The organism is Pseudoflavitalea sp. G-6-1-2 (assembly GCF_012927185.1).
Lineage (GTDB): Bacteria > Bacteroidota > Bacteroidia > Chitinophagales > Chitinophagaceae > Pseudobacter.
The window spans coordinates 1,393,196-1,414,769 of sequence record NZ_JABBGB010000002.1; the positions used below are offsets into that span (position 1 = coordinate 1,393,196).

General features: G+C 47.6%; 13 protein-coding genes. 4 read left to right on the plus strand and 9 right to left on the minus strand.

Annotated features, from left to right (window positions below; all coding sequences use genetic code 11):
- Positions 1-8: 8 nt before the first annotated feature.
- Both HHL16_RS15245 and aspT read right to left on the minus strand, forming a co-directional pair.
- Entirely contained in the window at positions 9-575 is a 567-nt protein-coding gene (locus tag HHL16_RS15245) for a sigma-70 family RNA polymerase sigma factor (protein WP_169426040.1), read from the minus strand.
- Positions 576-611: 36 nt separating this feature from the next.
- Complete coding sequence (gene aspT, locus HHL16_RS15250) at positions 612-2,309, minus strand: aspartate-alanine antiporter (protein WP_169426041.1); 1,698 nt, start codon at positions 2,307-2,309, stop codon at positions 612-614.
- 375 nt (positions 2,310-2,684) lie between these two features.
- Here aspT and HHL16_RS15255 point away from each other — a divergent pair, with 375 nt between their 5' ends.
- From HHL16_RS15255 to HHL16_RS15270, 4 genes are all read left to right on the plus strand, one after another.
- Complete coding sequence (locus tag HHL16_RS15255; RefSeq protein ID WP_169426042.1) at positions 2,685-4,268, plus strand: DEAD/DEAH box helicase; 1,584 nt, start codon at positions 2,685-2,687, stop codon at positions 4,266-4,268.
- 338 nt (positions 4,269-4,606) lie between these two features.
- Positions 4,607-6,112 (plus strand): hypothetical protein, encoded by a 1,506-nt coding sequence (locus HHL16_RS15260; RefSeq protein ID WP_169425026.1) that lies wholly within the window; start codon positions 4,607-4,609, stop codon positions 6,110-6,112.
- A 410-nt stretch (positions 6,113-6,522) separates the two neighbouring features.
- Positions 6,523-9,774, plus strand: coding sequence for a SusC/RagA family TonB-linked outer membrane protein (locus HHL16_RS15265; protein WP_169426043.1), 3,252 nt, complete (start codon positions 6,523-6,525; stop codon positions 9,772-9,774).
- 10 nt (positions 9,775-9,784) lie between these two features.
- Entirely contained in the window at positions 9,785-11,227 is a 1,443-nt protein-coding gene (locus HHL16_RS15270; protein ID WP_169426044.1) for a SusD/RagB family nutrient-binding outer membrane lipoprotein, read from the plus strand.
- 74 nt (positions 11,228-11,301) lie between these two features.
- Here HHL16_RS15270 and HHL16_RS15275 read toward each other — a convergent pair whose 3' ends face one another.
- From HHL16_RS15275 to HHL16_RS15305, 7 genes are all read right to left on the minus strand, one after another.
- Positions 11,302-12,423: a T9SS type A sorting domain-containing protein gene (locus tag HHL16_RS15275; RefSeq protein WP_169426045.1), complete on the minus strand. Its 1,122-nt coding sequence runs from the start codon at positions 12,421-12,423 to the stop codon at positions 11,302-11,304.
- A gap of 122 nt (positions 12,424-12,545) precedes the next feature.
- The gene (locus HHL16_RS15280) at positions 12,546-13,805 is read right to left on the minus strand and encodes an amidohydrolase family protein (RefSeq protein ID WP_169426046.1); all 1,260 of its coding nucleotides are present in this window, start codon (positions 13,803-13,805) and stop codon (positions 12,546-12,548) included.
- A gap of 8 nt (positions 13,806-13,813) precedes the next feature.
- Complete coding sequence (locus HHL16_RS15285) at positions 13,814-14,896, minus strand: TlpA disulfide reductase family protein (RefSeq protein ID WP_169426047.1); 1,083 nt, start codon at positions 14,894-14,896, stop codon at positions 13,814-13,816.
- A gap of 40 nt (positions 14,897-14,936) precedes the next feature.
- Positions 14,937-16,316, minus strand: a complete 1,380-nt coding sequence (locus HHL16_RS15290) for a RagB/SusD family nutrient uptake outer membrane protein (RefSeq protein ID WP_169426048.1) — start codon at positions 16,314-16,316, stop codon at positions 14,937-14,939.
- An 18-nt stretch (positions 16,317-16,334) separates the two neighbouring features.
- On the minus strand, positions 16,335-19,880 hold the full coding sequence (locus HHL16_RS15295) for a SusC/RagA family TonB-linked outer membrane protein (protein ID WP_169426049.1): 3,546 nt from the start codon (positions 19,878-19,880) through the stop codon (positions 16,335-16,337).
- Positions 19,881-19,899: 19 nt separating this feature from the next.
- Positions 19,900-20,937, minus strand: a complete 1,038-nt coding sequence (locus HHL16_RS15300; RefSeq protein ID WP_169426050.1) for a FecR domain-containing protein — start codon at positions 20,935-20,937, stop codon at positions 19,900-19,902.
- 41 nt (positions 20,938-20,978) lie between these two features.
- Complete coding sequence (locus HHL16_RS15305; RefSeq protein WP_169426051.1) at positions 20,979-21,536, minus strand: sigma-70 family RNA polymerase sigma factor; 558 nt, start codon at positions 21,534-21,536, stop codon at positions 20,979-20,981.
- Positions 21,537-21,574 lie beyond the last annotated feature (38 nt).

Genomic DNA, 21,574 nt, shown 5'->3' on the forward strand with positions numbered 1-21,574 from the left:
GAAAGGCCTTACACCGGCAACTGCCTCAATAGCAGCAGTACAGTGAGTATAGGCAGGTTCATGGTAGATCTGAGCTGGAGCAATGCCCGGGCCATGATCTTATAAGTGGCTTTCTCTGTAATGCCCAGTGCAACAGCAACTTCGGCATAGGAGAAGCCTTCATAGAAACGCAGGTATATGGCTTCCCGCTGGCGCGGTGTGAGTGAATTCAGGGCACGCAGCAGGTTTTGCTGCATCTCCTGATTCCATTCTTTATTGATGATGAAATGATCTGCTGAGAAGTCGATCTCTTCCGAAACACTCGCCACAGGCATCATGTTCTGCGCCTGCTTCAGCCGGGCGAACAACGCATTCCGGAAACTGGCGAAGTAGTAGGCATGCGGGTTTTGCAGTGCAGGGATGCGCTCACGCTGCATCCATACTGTGAGCAATACTTCCTGCAATACATCTTCGAGCATGGGAATATCGGCTGTGAATTTTCTGCCATAATTGAAAAACCGCTTGTACAGGCTGATGTACAGCTGTTCATATGCGGAAATTTCGCCAGTGCTGATATTTGTCCAAAGTGCTTCCAAGTGAAAGTGCGGCTGTAAATGTAACAAGAAAACTTGTCACGAATGATACAACAGCATCACAATGATAGCGCCGGAGATAGTGAGCAATATATTGGCTACTGCATAAGTGACGGTATACCCCAATGCAGGGATCTTGCTTTTTACGGCATCCTGTACGGCCAGTAACGCAGCCGATTCATCGTGTGCCCCCGCACAGGCGCCCAACGCAACTGCAGGATGGAATTTGAATACATATCGCGCCAGATACAGCGCCAGCAGCATCGGCAGTATGCTGAGGATAACACCGGCAATGAAAAGATTGATGCCTTCCTGTTCCAGCCCCTTGATGAATCCGCTGCTCGACGAAATGCCTACAATTGCAATGAACATATGCAATCCCAGTTTCTGCAACAACCAAACTGATGGTGCAGGGATATTGCCGAATACCGGTCTGCGCGTGCGCAGCCATCCGAAGAACAAACCAGCGATCAGCGATCCGCCGCTGGTGCTGATGCTGAGCGGAATATCGCCTGCTTTTACCGTGAGTGCCCCAAACAGCGAGCCAAGTACTATGCCGAGACCTACATACACGATATCAGTTTCGATACCTGATTTCTCTTTGTATCCGATGGCTTTCACAGCACTATCGAGATCTTCTTTCGCACCTACCAGTTCGAGTACATCGCCTTTCTCCAGTGTGGTACGATTGGTTACCGGCATCTCTATGCCCGAACGCAGCAATTTGCGTATGCCGATTCCATGCACTAAATCATTCCGTCTGCAGGATGCGAGGGTATGTCCAACAATAGCTTTCTTCGACACGGTTACATTCACTACCTCGATGGGGAAGCTCAGCAATTCGGGATCGATCACTTCTTCTCCCAGATATTCTTCAGCACCTACGATCTGCGTTCTTTGTCCACTTACAGCAATCACATCGTGCTGCTGAATAACGGTATCCTGCCTCACTTCTATCACTTCTCCTTTTCTTCTGATGCGTTGCACATAGAGCGGCTTATGCCGGTTCAGCATATAATTTTCCAGACCACGTACCGTCATTCCTTCTTTGAATAATTCTTTAGTAACGGTGTATGCTCTGAATGCAACACGATCGTATGCTGTAGTGATGTTCTCTCCTTCTTCTCCACTGGTGCCCATTTCGGCTTCGAGCTCTTTGGCTTTCTCAGCAACATTACCGCCGAGTATTATCGGGCCGATCACCGAGAGAAACCAGGCAGTGCCTGCTGTTCCGAAAATATAGGTGACTGCATAGGCAACAGCGATCTGGTCTGTCCACTCTTTTTTCAGTCCTTCCGTGATATCGAGTTTGCTGATGGAGTCTCCTGCCACACCAATGATGGCGCTGCAGGTGTTGGCACCGGATAGTAGCCCTGCTCCTGTACCGGGAGTAAATCCGAAAAGCAACGCAAGTACATATCCGAGTGCAAGACTGCTGATGCAGATAACGGCGGAGAAGAGCGCCTGCGACAATCCATCTTTTTTCAGTCCCTGAAAAAACTGTGGACCAATGCTGTATCCCATCGAGAACAGAAACAGCAAAAAGAAAATGGCTTTGCTGGAACCTGTTAACTGAATATCCCATTGCCCTACCAGAATGCCTACCAGCAATACAGCCGTTACAGTTCCCAATGTGAACTTGCCGATTTTGATCTTACCAATATAAAAGCCAACAGCGAGTGTAAAGAATACGGCAATTTCCGGATAGTGCCGAAGCGTTTCTTTCAGCCATTCCATGTGTGAGTGATTTAGTTGAAAATGCCACGGTCAGGGGAGAGCGAAGGGGATGCCGGCAGGGCTGCCCGGTGTAATTATCAACAAATTACATTTTTATCCAATATTATTAACAAATATTTTATCGCGACTGTAAAGCGGGTGTGGTACTGCATTACAGCGGTTCTGCAAACTTAAAAACGTTGAATGAAAAGCCTGGGAACTGCATCAGAGCGGGCATTCGGCAGAATAGCCCTATCTTTGCAACGATTTTTACAATCTCCCTCCTGTTAAGTCCCACTTTGATTTCATTCAACATCGGCAAGGAAAGATCGTAAGCGGGTAATGTGCCGCTAGCATCGGCAGCTTACCATCTTTATTCATTTTAAATTTACATCATTGTCATTCGAACAATTAGCTATTGCAGCGCCTATATTGAAGGCGTTGGCAGCCAAGGGTTATTCTGAACCCACACCAATTCAGGAACAATCTATCCCCGTTATACTGCAACAGAAAGATGTGCTTGGTTGTGCAAGAACAGGTACCGGTAAAACGGCCGCTTTTGCTATTCCGGTAATTCAGTTGCTGGCAGAGGAAAAAGCCACTCAACCTGTTAAAGGTATCCGTGCACTGGTGCTTACACCAACTCGTGAGCTGGCATTGCAGATCCAGGAGAACTTTGAAGAATACGGAAAATATACCAATATCCGTCAGGTAGTGATCTTCGGCGGTGTATCACAACAGTCACAGGTAAGCGAACTCAGAAGAGGCGCCGATGTACTGATTGCTACACCGGGCCGTCTGATGGATCTGATGCAGCAAGGTATTGTTGATATCAGCAAGATCAGGATTCTCGTACTCGACGAAGCAGACCGCATGCTCGACATGGGCTTTATTCACGATGTTAAAAAAGTAATTGCCAGAACACCTGCACAGAAGCAAACGCTTTTCTTCTCAGCCACCATGGCGCCAGAGATCAGAAAGCTGTCTGATACCATTCTCCGCAACCCGGTTGCAGTGCAGGTTACACCAGTTGCGTCTACAGCAGAAACAGTAGCGCAATCATTGTATTTTGTAGACAAGAAGAATAAGAACTCATTGCTGGTGCATATTCTGCAGAATCCTGAGATATCAGCGAGCATCGTATTCAGCCGCACCAAACATGGCGCCAACAAAATTGTGAAGGCTCTCGAAAATGCAGGCATCCGTGCAGAAGCAATTCATGGAAACAAATCGCAGTCCGCAAGGCAACGTGCTTTGCAGCTGCTGAAAGAAAGAGAGATCCGTGTGCTGGTAGCAACCGATATCGCCGCGCGTGGTATCGATGTGGAAGAGTTATCGCATGTAATCAACTACGATCTGCCGAATGTGCCTGAAACATATGTGCACAGAATCGGAAGAACGGGAAGAGCAGGTGCAAGCGGACTCGCCATCTCCTTCTGCGATCATGAAGAGAAAGAGTTCCTCCGCGATATTCAGAAGCTGATCAAAAAATCAGTGCCTGTAGTGGAAGATCATCCTTTCAAATTCGGTTCTCCTATTGTGAAAGAAACAGTTTCCACCGCCCCTGCATTCGCTAAGAATCAGCCCGGCACAAGAGACATCAGAAACAAGCAGCAGAAAGGAAAGCAACAAGGCAACGGCCAGGGTGCAAGACCATCGCAGCAAAGGCAGCATAATCAGCCAAAGCAGCACCAGTCTAAGTTTCAGCAACCCAATCAACAGCGCAGGCCACAGCAGGCAAACCATCAGCAGCTGGAGGACAATGGTCCTAAAACCTGGCAGGAACTGCTCGATGCTGAAAACGAAATGATGAATCAGGCATCGAACAAATGGAACAAATCGAATGGCCAGCAACAGAGAAGTGGCCAGCAATCTTCGCAGAAGAACACGAACACGGCAAACAAACCGTTCAATCAGCACAACAAAAACAGAAATGGATTCAGGGGAAACAATCAATCCCGGAACAACCATAACGGATAAGCATTCATCAAAGAACTTATTCAAATAATACTCAACAAAGAAGGCTGCGTTATGCAGCTTTTTTTGTTGCTGTACCCCGGCAATCGCCCGCTGCAACTGCGGTTACACATATTAAATAATATTTTATATTTAAGAAACTTATTGTAGCTTGCTGCTGCATCGCAAAAAACAACTCCCCTCTCCATAAGACGCTGAATTACGTAGCATCATCCTCAGGATGCCGTACCATTTTTATTCCCTGTTATCTGTATCCATTCTTTATGCAACACAGTGATTTTTTTTATGATCACTGAAGGCATCTGTTGTGCAATTCAAACTACTTAACCAATATCAATGCTATGAAAAAGACCATCATTGCACTGGCGATAGTTTTTGCAGCCGGATTATTCGTCAGCAGCTTTGTAAAAAAAGCGGACGGTGCAGACAAAGCGCCGTTTCAGTTCAACATACAATTCAGAGGAGCTGTACCGCAGGATCTTCCTACCAATCAATCCACACCCGAAGAGCTTTGCTCATTTGCGTGGAGTGAATTCTTTTCGCTCAACTGGAATTCCACCTGGTACGTAACGCAGTCGCAGCGCGGCATGCCGGCCCTTGGCTGGAATTATGCCAATGATCCCAGTCCATTCCCCGCAACGCCGCTGGTATGGGAAACGTATGCGCACCGAACGGAGCTTCGTCCATTCAACAATCCGATAAAACCATTCGATGCAAGGCCGTTCTATGATTTCGGCACACCGCCTCTTCCGCTTCCGCATACGGATACGCAGGTGTTCCATTGTCTCGATGAGAACAACGAGATCGGTTCCTGCGATCTCTATGCATTCGCCAATACCTACGGTAAAAAATATCAGGTGTTGTATCAGGCGAAATGCAACAGAGATGAGTATGATTATATCCGCACCAACTATCCAACAAAAGACAGTCTGCTTGCAGCCACAACAAGAACAGCCGACAACCTGCAGAAATACAACCGCTATTATCCCGGTGCTCCGTTGCTCAACTGCAATCTCGATTATACAGAACGTGTGGTGGTACTGCCTTGCGGCGGAACGCCCAAACCCGGCAATGCCGGCACTTACGACGGAGCCATTGAAGTGAAAACAGCATGGCGCCCTATAACACCTAACGATGATACTACTAAGTTCTTCAGAAGAAAGGTGCTGATATTTGAAAAAGCGTCGAATGGCGTAACTGTTTCGCTCAATCAGACTTATCTGCTCATTGGCCTGCACATCATTCACAAAACAAAGAACTATCCCAATTTTGTATTTGCAACTTTCGAGCATGTGGATGTACAGAAAAGCAATATGGGTTATCAGCTGCTGGGAAGCAAAGGGGATAGTCTTGGACTGATGATCAACTATCCGCGTTTTCATCCAATCCCCGCCATTGCAGATGCATCTACAGCGGAAGCGCATAAACTGCTGAAGCTGCAAAATCCCAATTCGATCTGGCAATATTACCGGCTCACCGGTGTACAGGGCAATCCCACCAACGACTCAAGATCCTTCAGTTTCTTCTTAGCCAACTATGTAGTGGAGTCCGATCAAACACTGGGCGACTTCCGCGGCAGCGGTATTCATACGCCGCACGATGGCGGCAACAACATTGTGTATATGGGGAAAAAACTCAGCATGGGAGGATGTCAGGGATGCCATGGCGTAGCACAATTGCAGCTTGGCACCGACATGAGTTTTCTGCTCGATACTGTTGGAAAACCGGTGCCCGGACCCGATATCAGCATCGGCGGAAACAAGCTCCAGCGTTACATTCAGGCCATTCAGAACATCAAGACAGACAGGGAGTTAAGACTGAATGCCAAGGGCAAAAAGAAAAAATAATACACTGTTTCAACATTCAAAAGAGTGCACTTTATGTGCGCTCTTTTTTTTGCATATGCAACGCTCTCTGCATTAGGCAAATCAGTAGTCATAAAATGTACGTTCGGCATCGATTACTGCGTAAACGTTGATCAGTGTAAAATTTTTTTGCAAAAAAAAATCACAAAAAAGTAATTATGTCTTTAACTTGGTACCGGAACACATAACTAAAGTCACATGAGAAAACCCAATTATTGCTGCGATAGCTGCTGCCTGAATCTGCATGAACTGCTGCTATTCCCTCCCTCAGCATTTCACCCAAAATCAAACATCATTATCGGTTAAATTTTAAAAGCCTGAAAACTTTTCGAAACCCGCATTGCCCAATGCTGTGGGTAATGCTTCTTTATTTACCAAACTAAAATAAGGTCATGAGAAGTCTACTAATGTCCTTGTGCATTTTGCTATGCGCAACGCTGGCGTATGCACAAAACCGGACGATCAAGGGTAGAGTTACAGACGAGAGTAACAATCCCCTTCCCAATGCCTCCGTGCAGATCAAGGGCTCCAAAAAAGGAACCACTGCAGACGGACAAGGCAATTTCACTATCACCGCATCAACGGGAGATGTACTGGTGATCAATGTTGTAGGATATGCAAAGCAGGAAATCACGCTGGGAGAACAAACAGATGTTTCCGTTTCATTAAAACGTACAGACGAATCCATGCAGGAAGTGATTGTAACTGCGATGGGTATTCGCAGAAGCAAGAACACGCTTCCTTATGCCGCTCAACAGGTATCAGGAGCAGAAGTAGCCCAAAGCCGTGGCAACAACTTCGCTTCTGCCCTCTCCGGCCGCGTATCGGGCGTTGAGATCAGACAAGGTAATGCCATGGGTGCGAGTACCAACGTAATAGTGCGTGGTACAAAATCGCTGCTCAACAATAACCAGGCCTTGTTTGTGATCGATGGTGTGCCTGTAGACAACTCCAACAACAACGGATCGAACAAAGGAAGAACAACATCGGACGACCAGGCCAATGGTCGTGGCGGCTACGATTACGGTAATGCCGCAGCTGATATTAATCCTGATGACATTGAGACTTACACAGTTCTGAAAGGCGCCGCTTCCACAGCCCTTTACGGTTCACGCGCAGCCAATGGTGTGGTACTGATCACCACCAAAAAGGCAAAAAAAGGATTGGGGCTTGTGGTTAACTCAGGTGTTTCATTCGGCAAGATCGACAAGAACACCTACGCAAAATACCAGAGAGAATATGGTGCCGGCTATCAGCAGGGTGGTTACAGCAAAACGGCAGACGGTTCGCCCAATACCCAGTTCTGGTGGAGAGATCCATTCGGAACAGGTACCAAAGCGCTGATTGTGCCTACTACCGAAGATGCCTCTTACGGCGCACGCTTCGATCCCAATCTGAAAGTGTACGACTGGACCTCCTTCGACTCTACCAGCGCCAACTACAAACAGGCAAGGCCATGGGTAGCAGGAGCCAATGACCCTACCACTTTCTTCGAAACAGGCATCTCCACCAACAACAGCGTATTCCTCGATGGTGGCAGCGATAAAATGCTGTTCAAAGTGGGTTACACCCGCAACGACGAAAAAGGTGTACTCCCCAACAGCCGCCTGCTGAAGAACCTCATCAACTTAGGTGCTTCTTACAAACCAACCGATAAAGTTACCGTAACTGCCAACCTCAACATCAGTAAGATCGATGGTAAAGGCCGCTATGGTACCGGTTACAGCAAATACAATATCAACCAGAGTTTCCGCCAGTGGTGGCAAACCAACGTTGATGTAAAAGAGTTGAAAGATGCCTATTACAGAACAGGCAGAAACATCACCTGGAACTGGGCTGATCCCACCAAGGCTGATGGTCTCTACCCTATCTACACAGACAACCCATACTTTATCCGTAACGAGAATTATCAGACCGATACCCGTCTCCGTTACTTCGGAACCGCCAGCCTCAGCTATGATGTAACAGACTGGCTGAACCTGTTGGGCCGCGTATCGCTCGATTCTTATTCAGAGCTCGAAGAAGAGCGCATTGCAGTGGGAAGCGTTTCTGTATCGTCTTACAGCCGTTTCGAGAGAACCTTCAAGGAGTACAACTACGATCTGATGGCCAACCTGAACAAAGACCTTACAGACAACATCAACCTCCGTGCAGTGATCGGAACCAACCTGAGAAGGAACAATGTGCAGAGCAGCTACGCCATCACCAATGGCGGTCTGGTAGAAGACAAAGGATACTTCCTGTTGAATTCGCTCTATCCGATCGCTTACCCGGTTGAGCAATCGCAGAAACAAGCAGTGGACGGCTATTTCGCGAATGCTACCCTTACCTACAAAGAGTTCCTCACACTGGATGGATCGTTCCGCCGCGACCGTTCTTCCACGCTTGCAGCTAAGAAGAATGCATACAACTACGGATCTGTTTCATCGAGCTTCGTGTTCTCTCATTTCATCAACGCTCCATGGCTTTCGCTGGGTAAGCTGAGACTGAACTATGCAGAAGTAGGCAACAGTGCTCCTGTAGGTGCCACCAACAATTCATACGACAGAAATACCAACTTCCAGAACGCTGTTATGTTCTCTCTTCCAGACAACAAGGCCAACGAGAACCTGGAGCCTGAAAGAACAAAGAGCAAGGAAATTGGTGTGGAAATGTCTTTCCTCAAAAACCGTGTAGGCTTCGACGTTACCTACTATCATACAAGAAGCGTAAACCAGATCAGTCTGGTTACCACTTCAGCTTCTACCGGTTACACTGCCAAATATGTAAACGCCGGTGTAATCGTAAACAAAGGATGGGAACTGAGCATGTTCGGATCGCCCATCAAAACCAAAGACTTCAGCTGGAATATTAACCTGAACTGGACCCGCAACAGAAACCTTGTTGAGTCGCTCAACGAAGGTGCATCCAATCTGCAGATCGGTTCATTCCAGGGTGGTGTAACCGTCAATGCTACTGTTGGTCAGCCTTACGGCACCATTCAGGGCAAAACATGGGAGCGCCATGCGAACGGCGAGAAGCTCGTTGGTTCAAATGGATACTATGTACAAACTACCACCACCAACAACGTGATCGGAAATGTGAATCCCGACTGGACAGGTGGTATGTACAACACTTTCCGCTACAAGAATTTCTCGCTCGGATTCCTGATCGATATTCGTAAAGGCGGAGATGTATTCTCACTCGATATGTACTATGGCCTTGCAACAGGTGTGCTTGCTGAAACAGTTGGAGACAACGACCTCGGCAAGCCAAAACGTGCGCCATTGTCTGAAGGTGGTGGTCTGATTGTTCCCGGTGTAACAGCCGACGGCAAACCAAATACCAAGAGAGTGGAGAACATCAAATCCGGTTATTACGGATACACGTACAATCCGGCTGCGAATTTCGTATACGACGCCAGCTATGTGAAACTGAGAGAAATGAATATCACTTATTCACTTCCGAATTCGATCATCGAAAAAACAAAAGTGTTCAAAGCAATCGATGTATCGCTCATCGGAAGAAACCTCTGGATCATTCACAAGAACCTGCCATATGCAGATCCTGAAGAGAACCTCACAGCAGGTAATGCTCAGGGTATTCAGAGTGGTGCTTATCCCACCACCCGCACAATTGGCGTGAATCTTAAACTGAAATTCTAAATCTGCAGCAATGAAAAAACTAGCAATATTGTCGATAGCTGCATTGAGCATGGCATCGTGCACAAAGAATATCGAGGATTACAACAAGCAGACCAAAGCGCCATCTCAGGTGCCTGCTGCTCCTCTCTTTTCCAATGCAGTGCGCAACCTCACCGATGTGCTCACCAGCAGCAACGTAAATACCAACGTGTACAGGCTGGTAGTTCAACACTGGACAACCACTACCTACACAGACGAACCCAACTACGATTTCTTCACCAGAAATATTCCGGGTCGTTTCTGGACAACGCTCTACAGAGATGTACTGTCCGACCTCAAAGAGTGCAAACGCCTCATTCCATCTACAGCCGGCATAACACCTGGTACCAAAACCAATCAGGCAGCCATTGTAGATATCATGCAGGTGTACGCATGGTCTGTTCTGGTAAGCACCTATGGTAATGTGCCTTACTCTCAATCACTCGATGTAAACAATCTCTTCCCTGAGTACGATGATGCAAAAACCATCTACTCTGATCTGCTCACAAAACTCGATGCAGCCATTGCTGCACTCAATCCGGCAGAGAAAGGATTCGACATCAATCAGGATCTCGTGTATGGTGGCGGCACATTCGCCAATCAGATTGATCAGTGGGCTAAATTTGCCAACTCACTCAAGATCCGCATGGCAATGCTGATTGCAGATCTGGACGATGCAAAAGCAAAAGCAGCCGTCGAAGCAGCAGATGCAAAAGCAATCGCTACTGTAGCAGACAATGCCATCTTCAAATACCAGAGCACTACACCAAACCAAAATCCTATCTGGACAGACCTGGTGCAGAGCAAACGTCAGGATTTCATTGCCAGCGCTACCATGATCGATAAACTCAATGCATTGAGCGATCCCAGGCTGAAACAATATTTCAGACCAAACGACAACAATGCATATGTAGGAGGAACAAACGGTTCAACCAATACGTTCGCACTCTTTGCAAAAGCAAGCAACAAGATGGTAGCCATCGATTTCCCATCGATGCTGCTGGATTATGTTGAAACGGAATTCTTCCGTGCAGAAGCCAAAGAGAGAGGATACAATGTTGCCGGATCTGCTGAAGATCATTACAAAAATGCGATCAGGGCCAGCATCAAATACTGGGGTGGAACCGATGCAGAAGCCGACATCTATCTCGCCAGACCCGATGTAGCTTATACTACAGCAACCGGAACCTGGAAAGAAAAGATCGGTACGCAGAAATGGCTGGCGATGTACAATCGCGGATTCGAAGCCTGGACGGAAGTTCGCAGACTCGACTTCCCCGTTCTGGCTCCGCCAACTTCTCCAAAGTCTGGTTTCCCCACCCGCTTTACATATCCATCCAATGAGCAAACCCTCAACAACAAAGCCTACAAAGCCGCTGCCGCAGCAATCGGTGGAGACAAAGTAGATGTTAAACTGTTCTGGGATAAGTTCTAGGCAAATATCTTTTCAAACACGAAGAAGGGCGTCCCGAAAGTGGCGCCCTTCACTTTTTTATGTATGAGTTGTTCTTACCGAACTTTCACACGAATGGTCTCTTTGAATTTTGTTGCTTTTACCGCTACGATGTAAACGATATTGCGAAGGCGGTCTGTAGGAATTGAAATGCTATTGTTACCCGCACTCAGGTTGCGTTGAAAAGAAAGTACCGGTCGACCGCTGATATCGTACACAACAATATTGGCAGGCTGGGCCTCAGCAGCTTTCACCGTTATCGCCAGTGTGTTGCCGCCGGTAGGTACTGCTCTCAATGCATTGTTTGTTTTAGCAGTTCCCACTGCTTTCGATGCTGATCCGCAACCGGGATCGGAAGCAGGTTTTACATTTACAAGCACTCTCAGAGGCGCACTGTTGCAACCGTTTTTGGTAGCTGTTACGGAGTATTCTGCATAGCCATCGCCTGTAAGTGTCTGCCCAATAACATTGCCAGATCCATCACTACCGCCGGTGAGTGTGGCTGAATAGCTGGTAAAGGTCCAGTTGAAGCTCGCACCTGTTTCATTCGAGCTCAGACTCATATTTGTACTTGTGCCGGAACAGATCTCCTGTCCATCGGGAGTTGCCATTACTTCAAATGCAGGGAGTGGTTCATTGATGATGATATCCACAGCAGTTGAACAGGCAAGTTCTGCCATCCTGAAAGTGTAATAACCAGCTTTCAACCCTGATAACTCCAACGTATCAGTTACGTAGATGTAATCTGGTCCTCCCTCCCAACTGTAATAAAGCATGGAGTCTTCCACATTATGAAGTATTGCTTTCACTGTGCCATCTGCTTTGCCATAGCAACTCACATCTGTCTGGATAATTTCAGCAGAAACAACGGACGCAGCCACTGCAAAGACTGTATCCAGCTTGTTGCCGATGGCATCAGTAATGGTTAGAGCGTAATTGCCGGTGATGGTAATCCCACTGCTTCGGTTGGATGTATTTCCATCGTACCACAAATAAGAATAAGGAGCAGTGCCCCCGGTTACGGAAGTAACTTCAACAGCACGGCTGTCGCAGCTTATTCTTAACTGCTTTGTAGTGATGCTCAGGGAAGTAACAGCAGCAGGTTTGTCTGAAGCGCTGGCAGAGCTTGAAATAAAGAGCAGGAAAATACCCAATAAACGGAGTAAATTTTTGATCATAAGTAGGGTTTAGCCCCGATAACGAATATCGGTGTGAAAAAGTATGCGGGACTAAACTCAGAACCGATCAGTACATAGTTTCCTGTTCAACACAACAGCAGATACCCTGTGCTAACAGTGAGCTAAAAACGAATGACGTTTCCCTTTCTGATCACCATGGATGGAGAAAAAAGCGCATTGGTATGTTCAAGCGGATCGGCATCGAGCACCAGCAGATCGGCACGCATTTTTTTACGTACCAGTCCACGATCATTAAACCCGCTCACTCTTGCGCCGTTCAGTGTAGCCGCCTGAATGGCTGCGGCATTGCTCAGCCCCGCATCCAATACGAGGTGCTGCAACTCATTCATCAGTGGCACAGCTTCATTCGTAGTGGGATAGACCCAATCGGTGCCTGCCACCATCTGAACACCCAGCCGGTTTGCCCATCGTGCAATCACAGCCGCATTCGTCAGTTTGTTGTTCAGATTGTGGAACAGGGTTGGATCGAAATAGATATGGTGGTTTTTCATTTGTTGCAATACCGGAAAGATCTGTGCAGAATCTGCCTTCAGGCCTTTGTAGATGGCTCCCCACACTTTTGTGAGATCAGTGCCGGCAGGGAATTGTTGAAACAACAGATCTCCTGCATGCGACATGCTGTTCACACCAGCCTCCGCAATCTCCAATGGCAATGCCGGATTCACTGCAGCGTGGCTCCAGGCCAGCAATCCCTGTGCATGCGCTTCTTTAGTGATCTGTTGTACCAGCGATGCACTTAACTCCGCATAAATTTTTATACCTGTAACCCCGCAGGCTTTTGCCTCTGCAATTGCTTTGCGGATATCGGAAGTATCGGTGATGCTGCGAACCCAGGGCGATTTTCCATCCGTTCCTTTGCGTCCGCGGTTCATCATTTCAAAATACTCAGGTCCCGCAAACTGCGCTGCATATACGATCGACGGAGAATGCAGATTTTCCTTTTCAGCAGATTTGCTGAGTACGTTTAAGAAACGCGCATCACCAGCCATATCGCGCACCGTAGTAATGCCATGACGCAACAGATTGTACAGGATACTGTCTGTAATCTTGCGTGCTTTTTGCATATCACTCAGATCGAGGGTGGCAAGATGCACGTGTGCATCCGTCATGCCCGGAGTGATGAACTTACCGGAGCAATCGATCACAGTAACATCCTTACCCGTTTTGATGGTTTTGCCAAACCTGATCTTGCTGATGATGCCGTTTTCGATCAGTACCGATCCTTTACGTGGAGCAATTTTTGCATCTCCATCGATGATGGTCGCATTGCTGAGCAGGATCTTATTTGCAACCTGTGCCGTCGCAGTAGAACCTGCGAAAACAAAAGCGAGACTGAACAGGAATAATGTCAATTTCTTCATACAGGTATTTATCTGGATAAAACCAGTTTTTTCAGATCATCGATTTCAATGTGCTGACGAATGATGGTTCCATCTTTGCCAATCAGGAATGTTGCAGGAAGTGCCTTCACTTTGTAATCAGCCACCACCTTGCTTTTCATGCCCTGAGCAGAAACGAGTTGCGTCCAGGGAATTTTATCGGCAGCAACGGCTTTATGCCAGTCGGGTAATTTTTCATCAACTGAAATGGAGATGAGTTCGATGCCGAGTTTCTTCAGTTCATCGTATTGCGGAGCGAGCCTGCGGTTGGTAGCGCGGCAGGGAGCACACCAGCTGGCCCATACATCGAGCAGCACATATTGATTGCGTTGCAGCACACTGTCGAGCGAAACAGTATTGCCGTTGATATCTGCCAGTGTGAAGTCAGGCGCTTTCTTTCCGGTCATGCGATTGGCTTCAAACTCCTGCAACTTGCCTTCGAGCAAATTGGCCAGCAATTGCGTGCGGGGTTGTTTGCGAAATGCAGACACCAGTTTCTCCAGTGCAGGCTCGCGCCAGAGATTCGCCTGTTCATAAGCCATCCAGATGCCCGCGAGGTCCTGGGCATGCTGCACAACAAACTGCTCTCTCCCACTCATTACTTTTTCAGCAGGAGCATCCATTTCCTTTCCGATCTTTATCTTCTCTTCCATGTCTTTTGCAGCACCGTATCGTTCACCAATCTTTCTCCACTCTTCTTCATATGGCTTTATGGAGGCGAGGAATTCATTCATCTTTTGCTGAATGGCGCTGGATTTCACCGTAAGTTTTTCATGGCTACACTCAACGCCGGCATCGGCGCCTTCCATGAACACAATCGCATGCAGATAGGGCTTGCGGCTATTCACAGAGTACACAGCCGGGAATGTATCCGACACATTGAACTGATGTTTTCCATCGCGGATAAGAGCGGTATCCATGAGTTTCCGGTTGGGCCACTCGCGCATGAGCGTGAGCTTAACACCATCGGCATGCGCATCCGACTCAAATCTGATTACTGATTTCTGCTGAGCGCTGAGCGCAATGCAACACAGCATCAAAGGCAATGCAAGGCTATTTCGTAACAGTTTCATCGATTCAGTTTTTGATCAGTTATTCCCGGCTGCGCGCAGATTATCTTTCGTTGGGTTTGATATTCGGATTGAGATCTACCACCTTCGGAGGTATCGGCAACACGTATCGCGGAGAATTCGGCTCCAGTGTTGCAGACTTTGCAGGGTGCGTGCGTGCAATAGTGAGTTTGAAACGATCATCTCTGTTCAGGCGTTTCAGATCGAACCAGCGAATGCCATGATAGAACAACTCTCTTCTGCGTTCTTCCAGCACGCGCACCAGCGCCTCTTCTGCATTGGATGCAGTGAGTGCAACATAATCCGCGGGTTTGAATCTTTTTTGTCTCAGTGTATTGAGGATATTGATTGCATCATTTGTCTGTCCCTGGCGCGCGAGGTATTCCGCTTTTATCAGCATCATTTCCGGAACACCGATGCTGAAGTTGGGAAGCGCTTCGAGATAATTGGGGAATGGAGAAGCAGCTCCACCTCTTGTACGATAAGCAAAGTTGAAATAGAATCGAAGATCCTTTTCGCCCAATACCCGATGCAAGCTGTCACCAATCAGAAATACCCTGAAAATATTACCCTGACTATTGGTTCTTGAAAACAGGTTTTCAGGATTCAATTCTGCAGCCGGGCGACCGGTTACGCCACTGAATGGATTGGTAGCGCTTGTAAATTTGAAAGTATTGTAATCGAGCAGGGTATTGTTCTTCGCCAATGCGGCATCTGCATATTCAGCTGCCGTTTTGTAATCTCCCATGAAGAAATACACGCGCGCCAGAATGGCCAGTACGCCTGCTTTTCCGGGATGCACATAGTTTCTGCCGAAGTCCGGAAGTGCAGTTATATTCAGCGCTGCTTTCAGATCGGTGATCACTTTATCGTACACTTCCTGAACAGTAGCTCTGCTGGATTTTGCTTCGAGATCGGGTTTCAGCATCAGCGGAACTGCCAGATCAGTGGAGGCAGTGGCAGCCTGATAATCTCTTCCGTAATTGCTGGCCAGATGGAAATGCTGGAATGCGCGATGCACCAGCGCTTCGGCTTTCGCCAGGTCTTTTTGCTCCTGTGTGCCATTGGTAGCAGCATCGATATTCTCCAGTACCAGATTGCAGTAGTAGATCATATTGTAAGGCGTGTTCCACTCTGCATCGTCTTCGGTGGCGCGCAGAATTTCTTTGTCCCAGAAATAAGACCTGCCCTGTCTGGTGATGCTCTGTGATGCGGCAAAATCGTCGGTGAAACGGAGATCGTCCGTCATAAATTCATTATTGAGATAGCCGGCATTGGCCAGTACGATATCATTCATGAATCCCTGATAGTCGTCTACTGTTTTCGGCAGCAGAAACCCCTTGGGTTTGATATCAGTGAATTTACTGCAACCGGTTGCAACAAGCAGCAGCAGAAATAAGTATGATAAGTTAGACAGTTTCATGTTTGCTTCTTTTAATGATTACAATTCTACACGGAGGGTGAGTGTCTGAATGGTAGCAGGCGGCAGATACGGCGTGCCGGAAACCGGATCCACAAATTCCGGATCGATGCCATTTTTGTTCTTCTTCCACATCGCCACATTGTTAAGTTGCGCAATCAGCTGAATGCTTCGGAATGGCGTGCGTTTCAGCAGTGACGAAGGCAATGAATAGCCCAGCTGAATTTCACGAAGTCTGATGAAGTCGCCCGATATCACGCTGTTGGTAGATCGCTGTGCTACACGTTCGCGGCCATCATAGAAATCGTCGTAAGAGATCATCATGCCTACGATATCGGTATGTGCTTCATCGCCGGGTTTCATCCAGCGGCGGCCCACCTGATTATTCAGACTCGTACTCATGGTGTAAGGGTTGCCATCCGGCATTTCCATGCGGATCACGTTACCGAAATTGTATACCAGAAATACATTGGCGAACCATCCTTTGTAGTTGAAGGTGTTGGAGAATCCACCGGAGTAGCGGGGTCTGTAGCTGCCGCTGGCAACGAGTGAACTCATATCCACCACTTTGGATTTCTCTCCTTTCTCGTTGAAGGTAAGTGGGTTTCCGCGATCGTCGAGACCCGCCCATTTATAGCTCCAGAGTGTTTCTCTCGCATATCCTTCTACGTATGGTACTGATCCTGAAACGCGGTTGATCTCCGGACGGCTGTCGTTCACTTTATTGCTGGTAACCTTGTTTTTGTTGTAACCAAAATTTAAACGGCTGGTCCATTTGAAATCTTTGTTATCGATGATGCTGGCCGTAATGATGGCTTCTATACCCTGATTGGTCATAGCAGCAGCATTGATTTTCGCTGATGTAAATCCATTGGTAGGATCGATCACGAATGTGCCGAGCAGATCGTACCCTCTTTTGCGATACGCATCCAATGCCAGTTGCAGTCTGCCATTCCACATGCTGAGATCAACACCAAGGTTGATAGTTTCGGTACGCTCCCATCTTAATTTCGGATTGTAACTAACCTGCCTCAGTCTGAAATCGTTCAGCGTACTCTGGAATGTTTTGCTGGCTACCAGCAATGGCGTACCGGAGTTATCTACATTTCCTCCCAAACCGAATGTACCACGCAGTTTGAGCGTATTGATAATATGAGAATGGAAGAAAGATTCTTTGTCGATATTCCAGGCACCGCCAATTGAATACAACGGTGTTCTTCTGTATTTGGCATCAGATCCGAAGAGGTTGCTTTCATCGAAACGAAGACTTCCAGTAACGGTGTATCTGTCGTCGTATGTGTAAGCCGCAGTAGAGAACCACGACATGAATCTGTTTTCGTTATTGGAGAATTTTTCAACAGTAGTTGCATCATATGTAGGCATAAAGTTTCCATCCCACCATTCTATTCTACCATCTACCAGTTGCTTTGCGTTGGGAATATTCTGCCAGCTCAGCATTTCTTCATCAAATCCAAATTTCCTGCTGATTAAACCATCTCTGCGTGTACTCTTGATCTCCATACCACCGTACAGGTTTATGTAATGCACCCCTTTGAAAAGATTGGTGTAGTTGGCCTGAAAACGGTTGCTCCAGTTAGTGGTAGCAACTTCTGACTGATTGATATAATTTCCTGTGGGTATCAGATTGGTGATCTTCTTTGTACCCTTGTCGATAGCTGTGAACTGATTGATGAAAATGCGGTTTGAAGAAGAGTTCTTATCCACGAGGTTTCTGTTGCTGGATTGAAAACGATCGTACATGAAATCGTTGTTGATGGTGAGCCCGCGCGCCAGTTTCAGTTCAAAACCAAGTCTGGTACGCACGCCAAAGCTTTTGGTAACATCGTTGGCAAGCCTTGCATCCTGCAACAGGTTTTTGCCGTTATCGAAATAGCCGTTCTTCATGAGGCTATCGTTCATCACCTTGTTGAATCTGGAATAGTCATACACATAGTTGCCCGCGTTATCTAGTATCATCTGATAGGGAGCTATATTGTAGAGCTCGGAACGCATATGGGCACCGGCATTGTCTTTGTCGAACGATACGTTCATATCACCACGCAACCTGAGCCAGCTGGCTACTTCGTAATCGTTGCGGGTATTGAGCTGAACAGATTGTGATTTCTCTCCAATGTAAACAGATTTATCATCGTCAAAACTACCCGACATCATGTATCGGTATTTGGGCCCACCGCCTGAGAGGGACAGATAATGATTCTGACGCATGCCGGTACGCAACAACAGATCACGGATCTGCTGCCTGTTGCTGAGGTTTCCGATAGCATCGAGTTTGCTGAGCATAGTGGCAGAATCGATCAGTTTATCTTCAAACTGAAAGATGGCATCGTAGATAGGCGTATAGCCAGAGGCTCTGCCTTTGTACATATCAGCATACAACCATCCTTTATTGTAGGCTTCGAGATCCCAGCCAGTCATGTCTTTGGATGATGCTCTGCGCAGCGCACCATAATCCGGCCTTTGTGTAAAGTAAAGATTGGTGGTATAGTTGATAGAATTTTTGCCGTCCTTTCCGCGTTTGGTGGTGATCACGATAACGCCGTTGGCGGCTTTGGAACCCCAGATGCTGCTGGCAGCGGCGTCTTTGAGTACATCGATCTTTTCTACTTCGTTCATATTGTCCGGGAGACGTGTTACTTCAAACCCATCCACAATAATCAGTGGACTGTTTCTGTCGGACTGAATGGCACTGCCTCCGCGCACCTGCATATCGATGCCCTGTACTCTGGTTCCGCCAACGGTTTGATAACCCTGATACACCGTAAGGCCGGGAACAGCGCCTTCCAGAATTCTGTCGAGGCTCTGGCTGCTGCGGCGTTCAATCTCTTTTGATGTGATGGTTCCGTATGCACCGGTAGTATTTTTCTTGGCGAGTGTCTGATATCCTGAACTTACAACCGTTACTTCTGAAAGTGCAGTGGCAGCAGGCGTGAGTGTGGCAGATACAAATGCATTGCCATTCACTTCCACTCTTTTTGTTTCGTATCCTACGAGAGAGATCACCAGAGCGGCATTCTCTTTTTTGGTTTTGATGATGAAGTAACCTTTTTCATCAGTTACTGCGCCGTTCTTCTCTCCTTCTACATACACGGTTATGCCACCGGCGTAGTAAATCTTATCGTTCTCTGAAAGCCCCACACGGCCGCGGATTTCCTGTGCAGCGTTTCTGTTACTGTCTTTTTCGTTACCGGAACTTTTTTTGCTCACGGCAATCATGGTTCCGCTCTTTTTGAAAGCGAACTGGTATTTCTCTTCGAGATAGGACAGCACTTCGTCGAGCGTGCGTTCTTTGGAAGGAATACTGATCTTTTCAGTTTGATTGATGGTAGTGCGCGAATAGAAGAACCGCACATTGTACAGCTTTTCAAGTGTGGCGAAAAGCTTTTCAACATTCATATTGTCCACGGCCACTTTCTGAGTGGATTGGGCAAATAATGAAGCAGCAGTACCCGGCAGCATACCTGCGGAAAGCAGGGCTACCAGTGAGAAAGTGCAGATGCGTTGGGATACGCGCAGGCGGATCCGTTTTGCAGTCGGAGATGCAATCATAGCAGCATTGGTTTAGAATCTAATAAATCAGGATCTTGTTATCTGCTGTAGTCCGGTACTTTTTGTTCAGCGAGAAGCAGAGCAGATCCAGCACAGTGCTGAGCGAATCATGCCCGAATCTTCCGGTGAACGTAGCCCCGTTCAGCAGCGTATCTTCGAGAAGGATAGGTTGATTATAGAGCACCTGCAGCTGGCTGAGCACATCTGCAACAGGCGCATCGTTGAAGATGATTTCCTGTGCTTTCCATGCCTGCAACCTGTCTGCTGCAAAGGGTAACTTCTGAGTGGTGCGGTTTTGCTGCTGATACACTTTGATGCTTTCAGAAGGCATCAGTGTGGCCAGCAATTCGGTACCGGCTGACGAAATTCTTTCTACGGCTACTTTCCCTTCTTCCAGTTCTATCTGCACAGATGCTGCACCCTGCGAAGCATCTACTCTGAAAGCCGTTCCCAGTGCGGTGGTACGGATATTTCCCGTAATCACGCGGAAGGGATGCTGACTGTTCTTTGCCGCTTTGAACCAGGCTGTTCCGCTGAGATACACGCGGCGCTCCCTGGTTCCGAATGCCGGGTCGATGCGGATACTGGCGCCACTGTCGAGCAGTACGAAAGATCCATCCTGCAATGCGAGCATTTTTCTCGCGGGGATATTGTAGCTGCTGTCGCCTGCCGTGATCACCATCTTCGATCTCGCTGCAATTGGCTGTTGTGCTTTTTTTGCCGGCAGCATCCAGAACAAAACCAGTGCTATGATGCCGATTATGGCGGCTGCAACTGCTATGCGCTTCCAGAGCATTTTTCTTACAGGCGGCTGAACTGTTTCCTCCTCCTGTATCGATTGTCTCAAACGATCGACAGCAGCGGGTTTCAGCGTTTCTGCCTGCATGTACAATGCACTGTCCCTTACAATCGAAGCCGCTTCGTGAACTACAGCAGCCTCTTCGGGATGCGCTTGCAGATATTGCTCCCACTGCCTTACAGCCGCATCATCGCTCTGTAAGCAATATTGCAGAAAGGATTTCTGTTGAAGCAAATATTCCACTGTAATCTGTTCCATTGTCGGCTTCTGTATTGAGCAGAGGCAAATCTTTCACGGATTTACCACAGGTAAAAAAAGTTTTTTTTCAGTAATTCGGTTTTCAGGTGCACCAGCGCCCTGTGCATCAGATTGTACACGGTTCGCAGACTGGCTTTTTTATGGTTTGCGATCTCCTGCAGACTCATATTCTGCATGTAGCGCAGCTGCACCACTTCTTTCTGGGCAGGACTCAGCAACTGCATGGCCCGCTCCACTTTTCCGAATTGTTCGGTGAACAGTTCGGTTTCCCCCGCGTCTGATTGCGCAGGCAGGTCCAGCGTTTCAGCCGGACTCATCACCAATTTGTTTTTGGATAATCCGTGAATGAGATGTCTTTTGAAGGCAGTGAGCAGGTACGATCTCACATTGATATCGCGGCTCAGGTTGCTTCGGTGTTCCCAGAGGTAGAGAAAAAAATCGTGGAGCTGATCTTTGATCCATTCCCCATCCTGCTTTACCCATCGACCGCCCCATACGAATAGCAGGTTGTAATGCGCTTCGTACAATTGCAGAAAAGCGGTCTGGTCTCCTTCGCAGAAAGAAACCCATTGAGCAGTATGTAGCAGCGGTCCGGCCATGAAAGCTGGCTAAATGTAAAGAGAAAATCGAATATCAG

Coding starts and splice junctions, on each gene's coding strand:
- HHL16_RS15265 (WP_169426043.1), top strand. CDS start 6,523: ATGAGAAGTCTACTAATGTCCTTGTGCATTTTGCTATGCGCAACGCTG.
- aspT (WP_169426041.1), bottom strand. CDS start 2,309: ATGGAATGGCTGAAAGAAACGCTTCGGCACTATCCGGAAATTGCCGTA.
- HHL16_RS15270 (WP_169426044.1), top strand. CDS start 9,785: ATGAAAAAACTAGCAATATTGTCGATAGCTGCATTGAGCATGGCATCG.
- HHL16_RS15305 (WP_169426051.1), bottom strand. CDS start 21,536: ATGGCCGGACCGCTGCTACATACTGCTCAATGGGTTTCTTTCTGCGAA.
- HHL16_RS15285 (WP_169426047.1), bottom strand. CDS start 14,896: ATGAAACTGTTACGAAATAGCCTTGCATTGCCTTTGATGCTGTGTTGC.
- HHL16_RS15290 (WP_169426048.1), bottom strand. CDS start 16,316: ATGAAACTGTCTAACTTATCATACTTATTTCTGCTGCTGCTTGTTGCA.
- HHL16_RS15295 (WP_169426049.1), bottom strand. CDS start 19,880: ATGATTGCATCTCCGACTGCAAAACGGATCCGCCTGCGCGTATCCCAA.
- HHL16_RS15260 (WP_169425026.1), top strand. CDS start 4,607: ATGAAAAAGACCATCATTGCACTGGCGATAGTTTTTGCAGCCGGATTA.
- HHL16_RS15275 (WP_169426045.1), bottom strand. CDS start 12,423: ATGATCAAAAATTTACTCCGTTTATTGGGTATTTTCCTGCTCTTTATT.
- HHL16_RS15300 (WP_169426050.1), bottom strand. CDS start 20,937: ATGGAACAGATTACAGTGGAATATTTGCTTCAACAGAAATCCTTTCTG.
- HHL16_RS15280 (WP_169426046.1), bottom strand. CDS start 13,805: ATGAAGAAATTGACATTATTCCTGTTCAGTCTCGCTTTTGTTTTCGCA.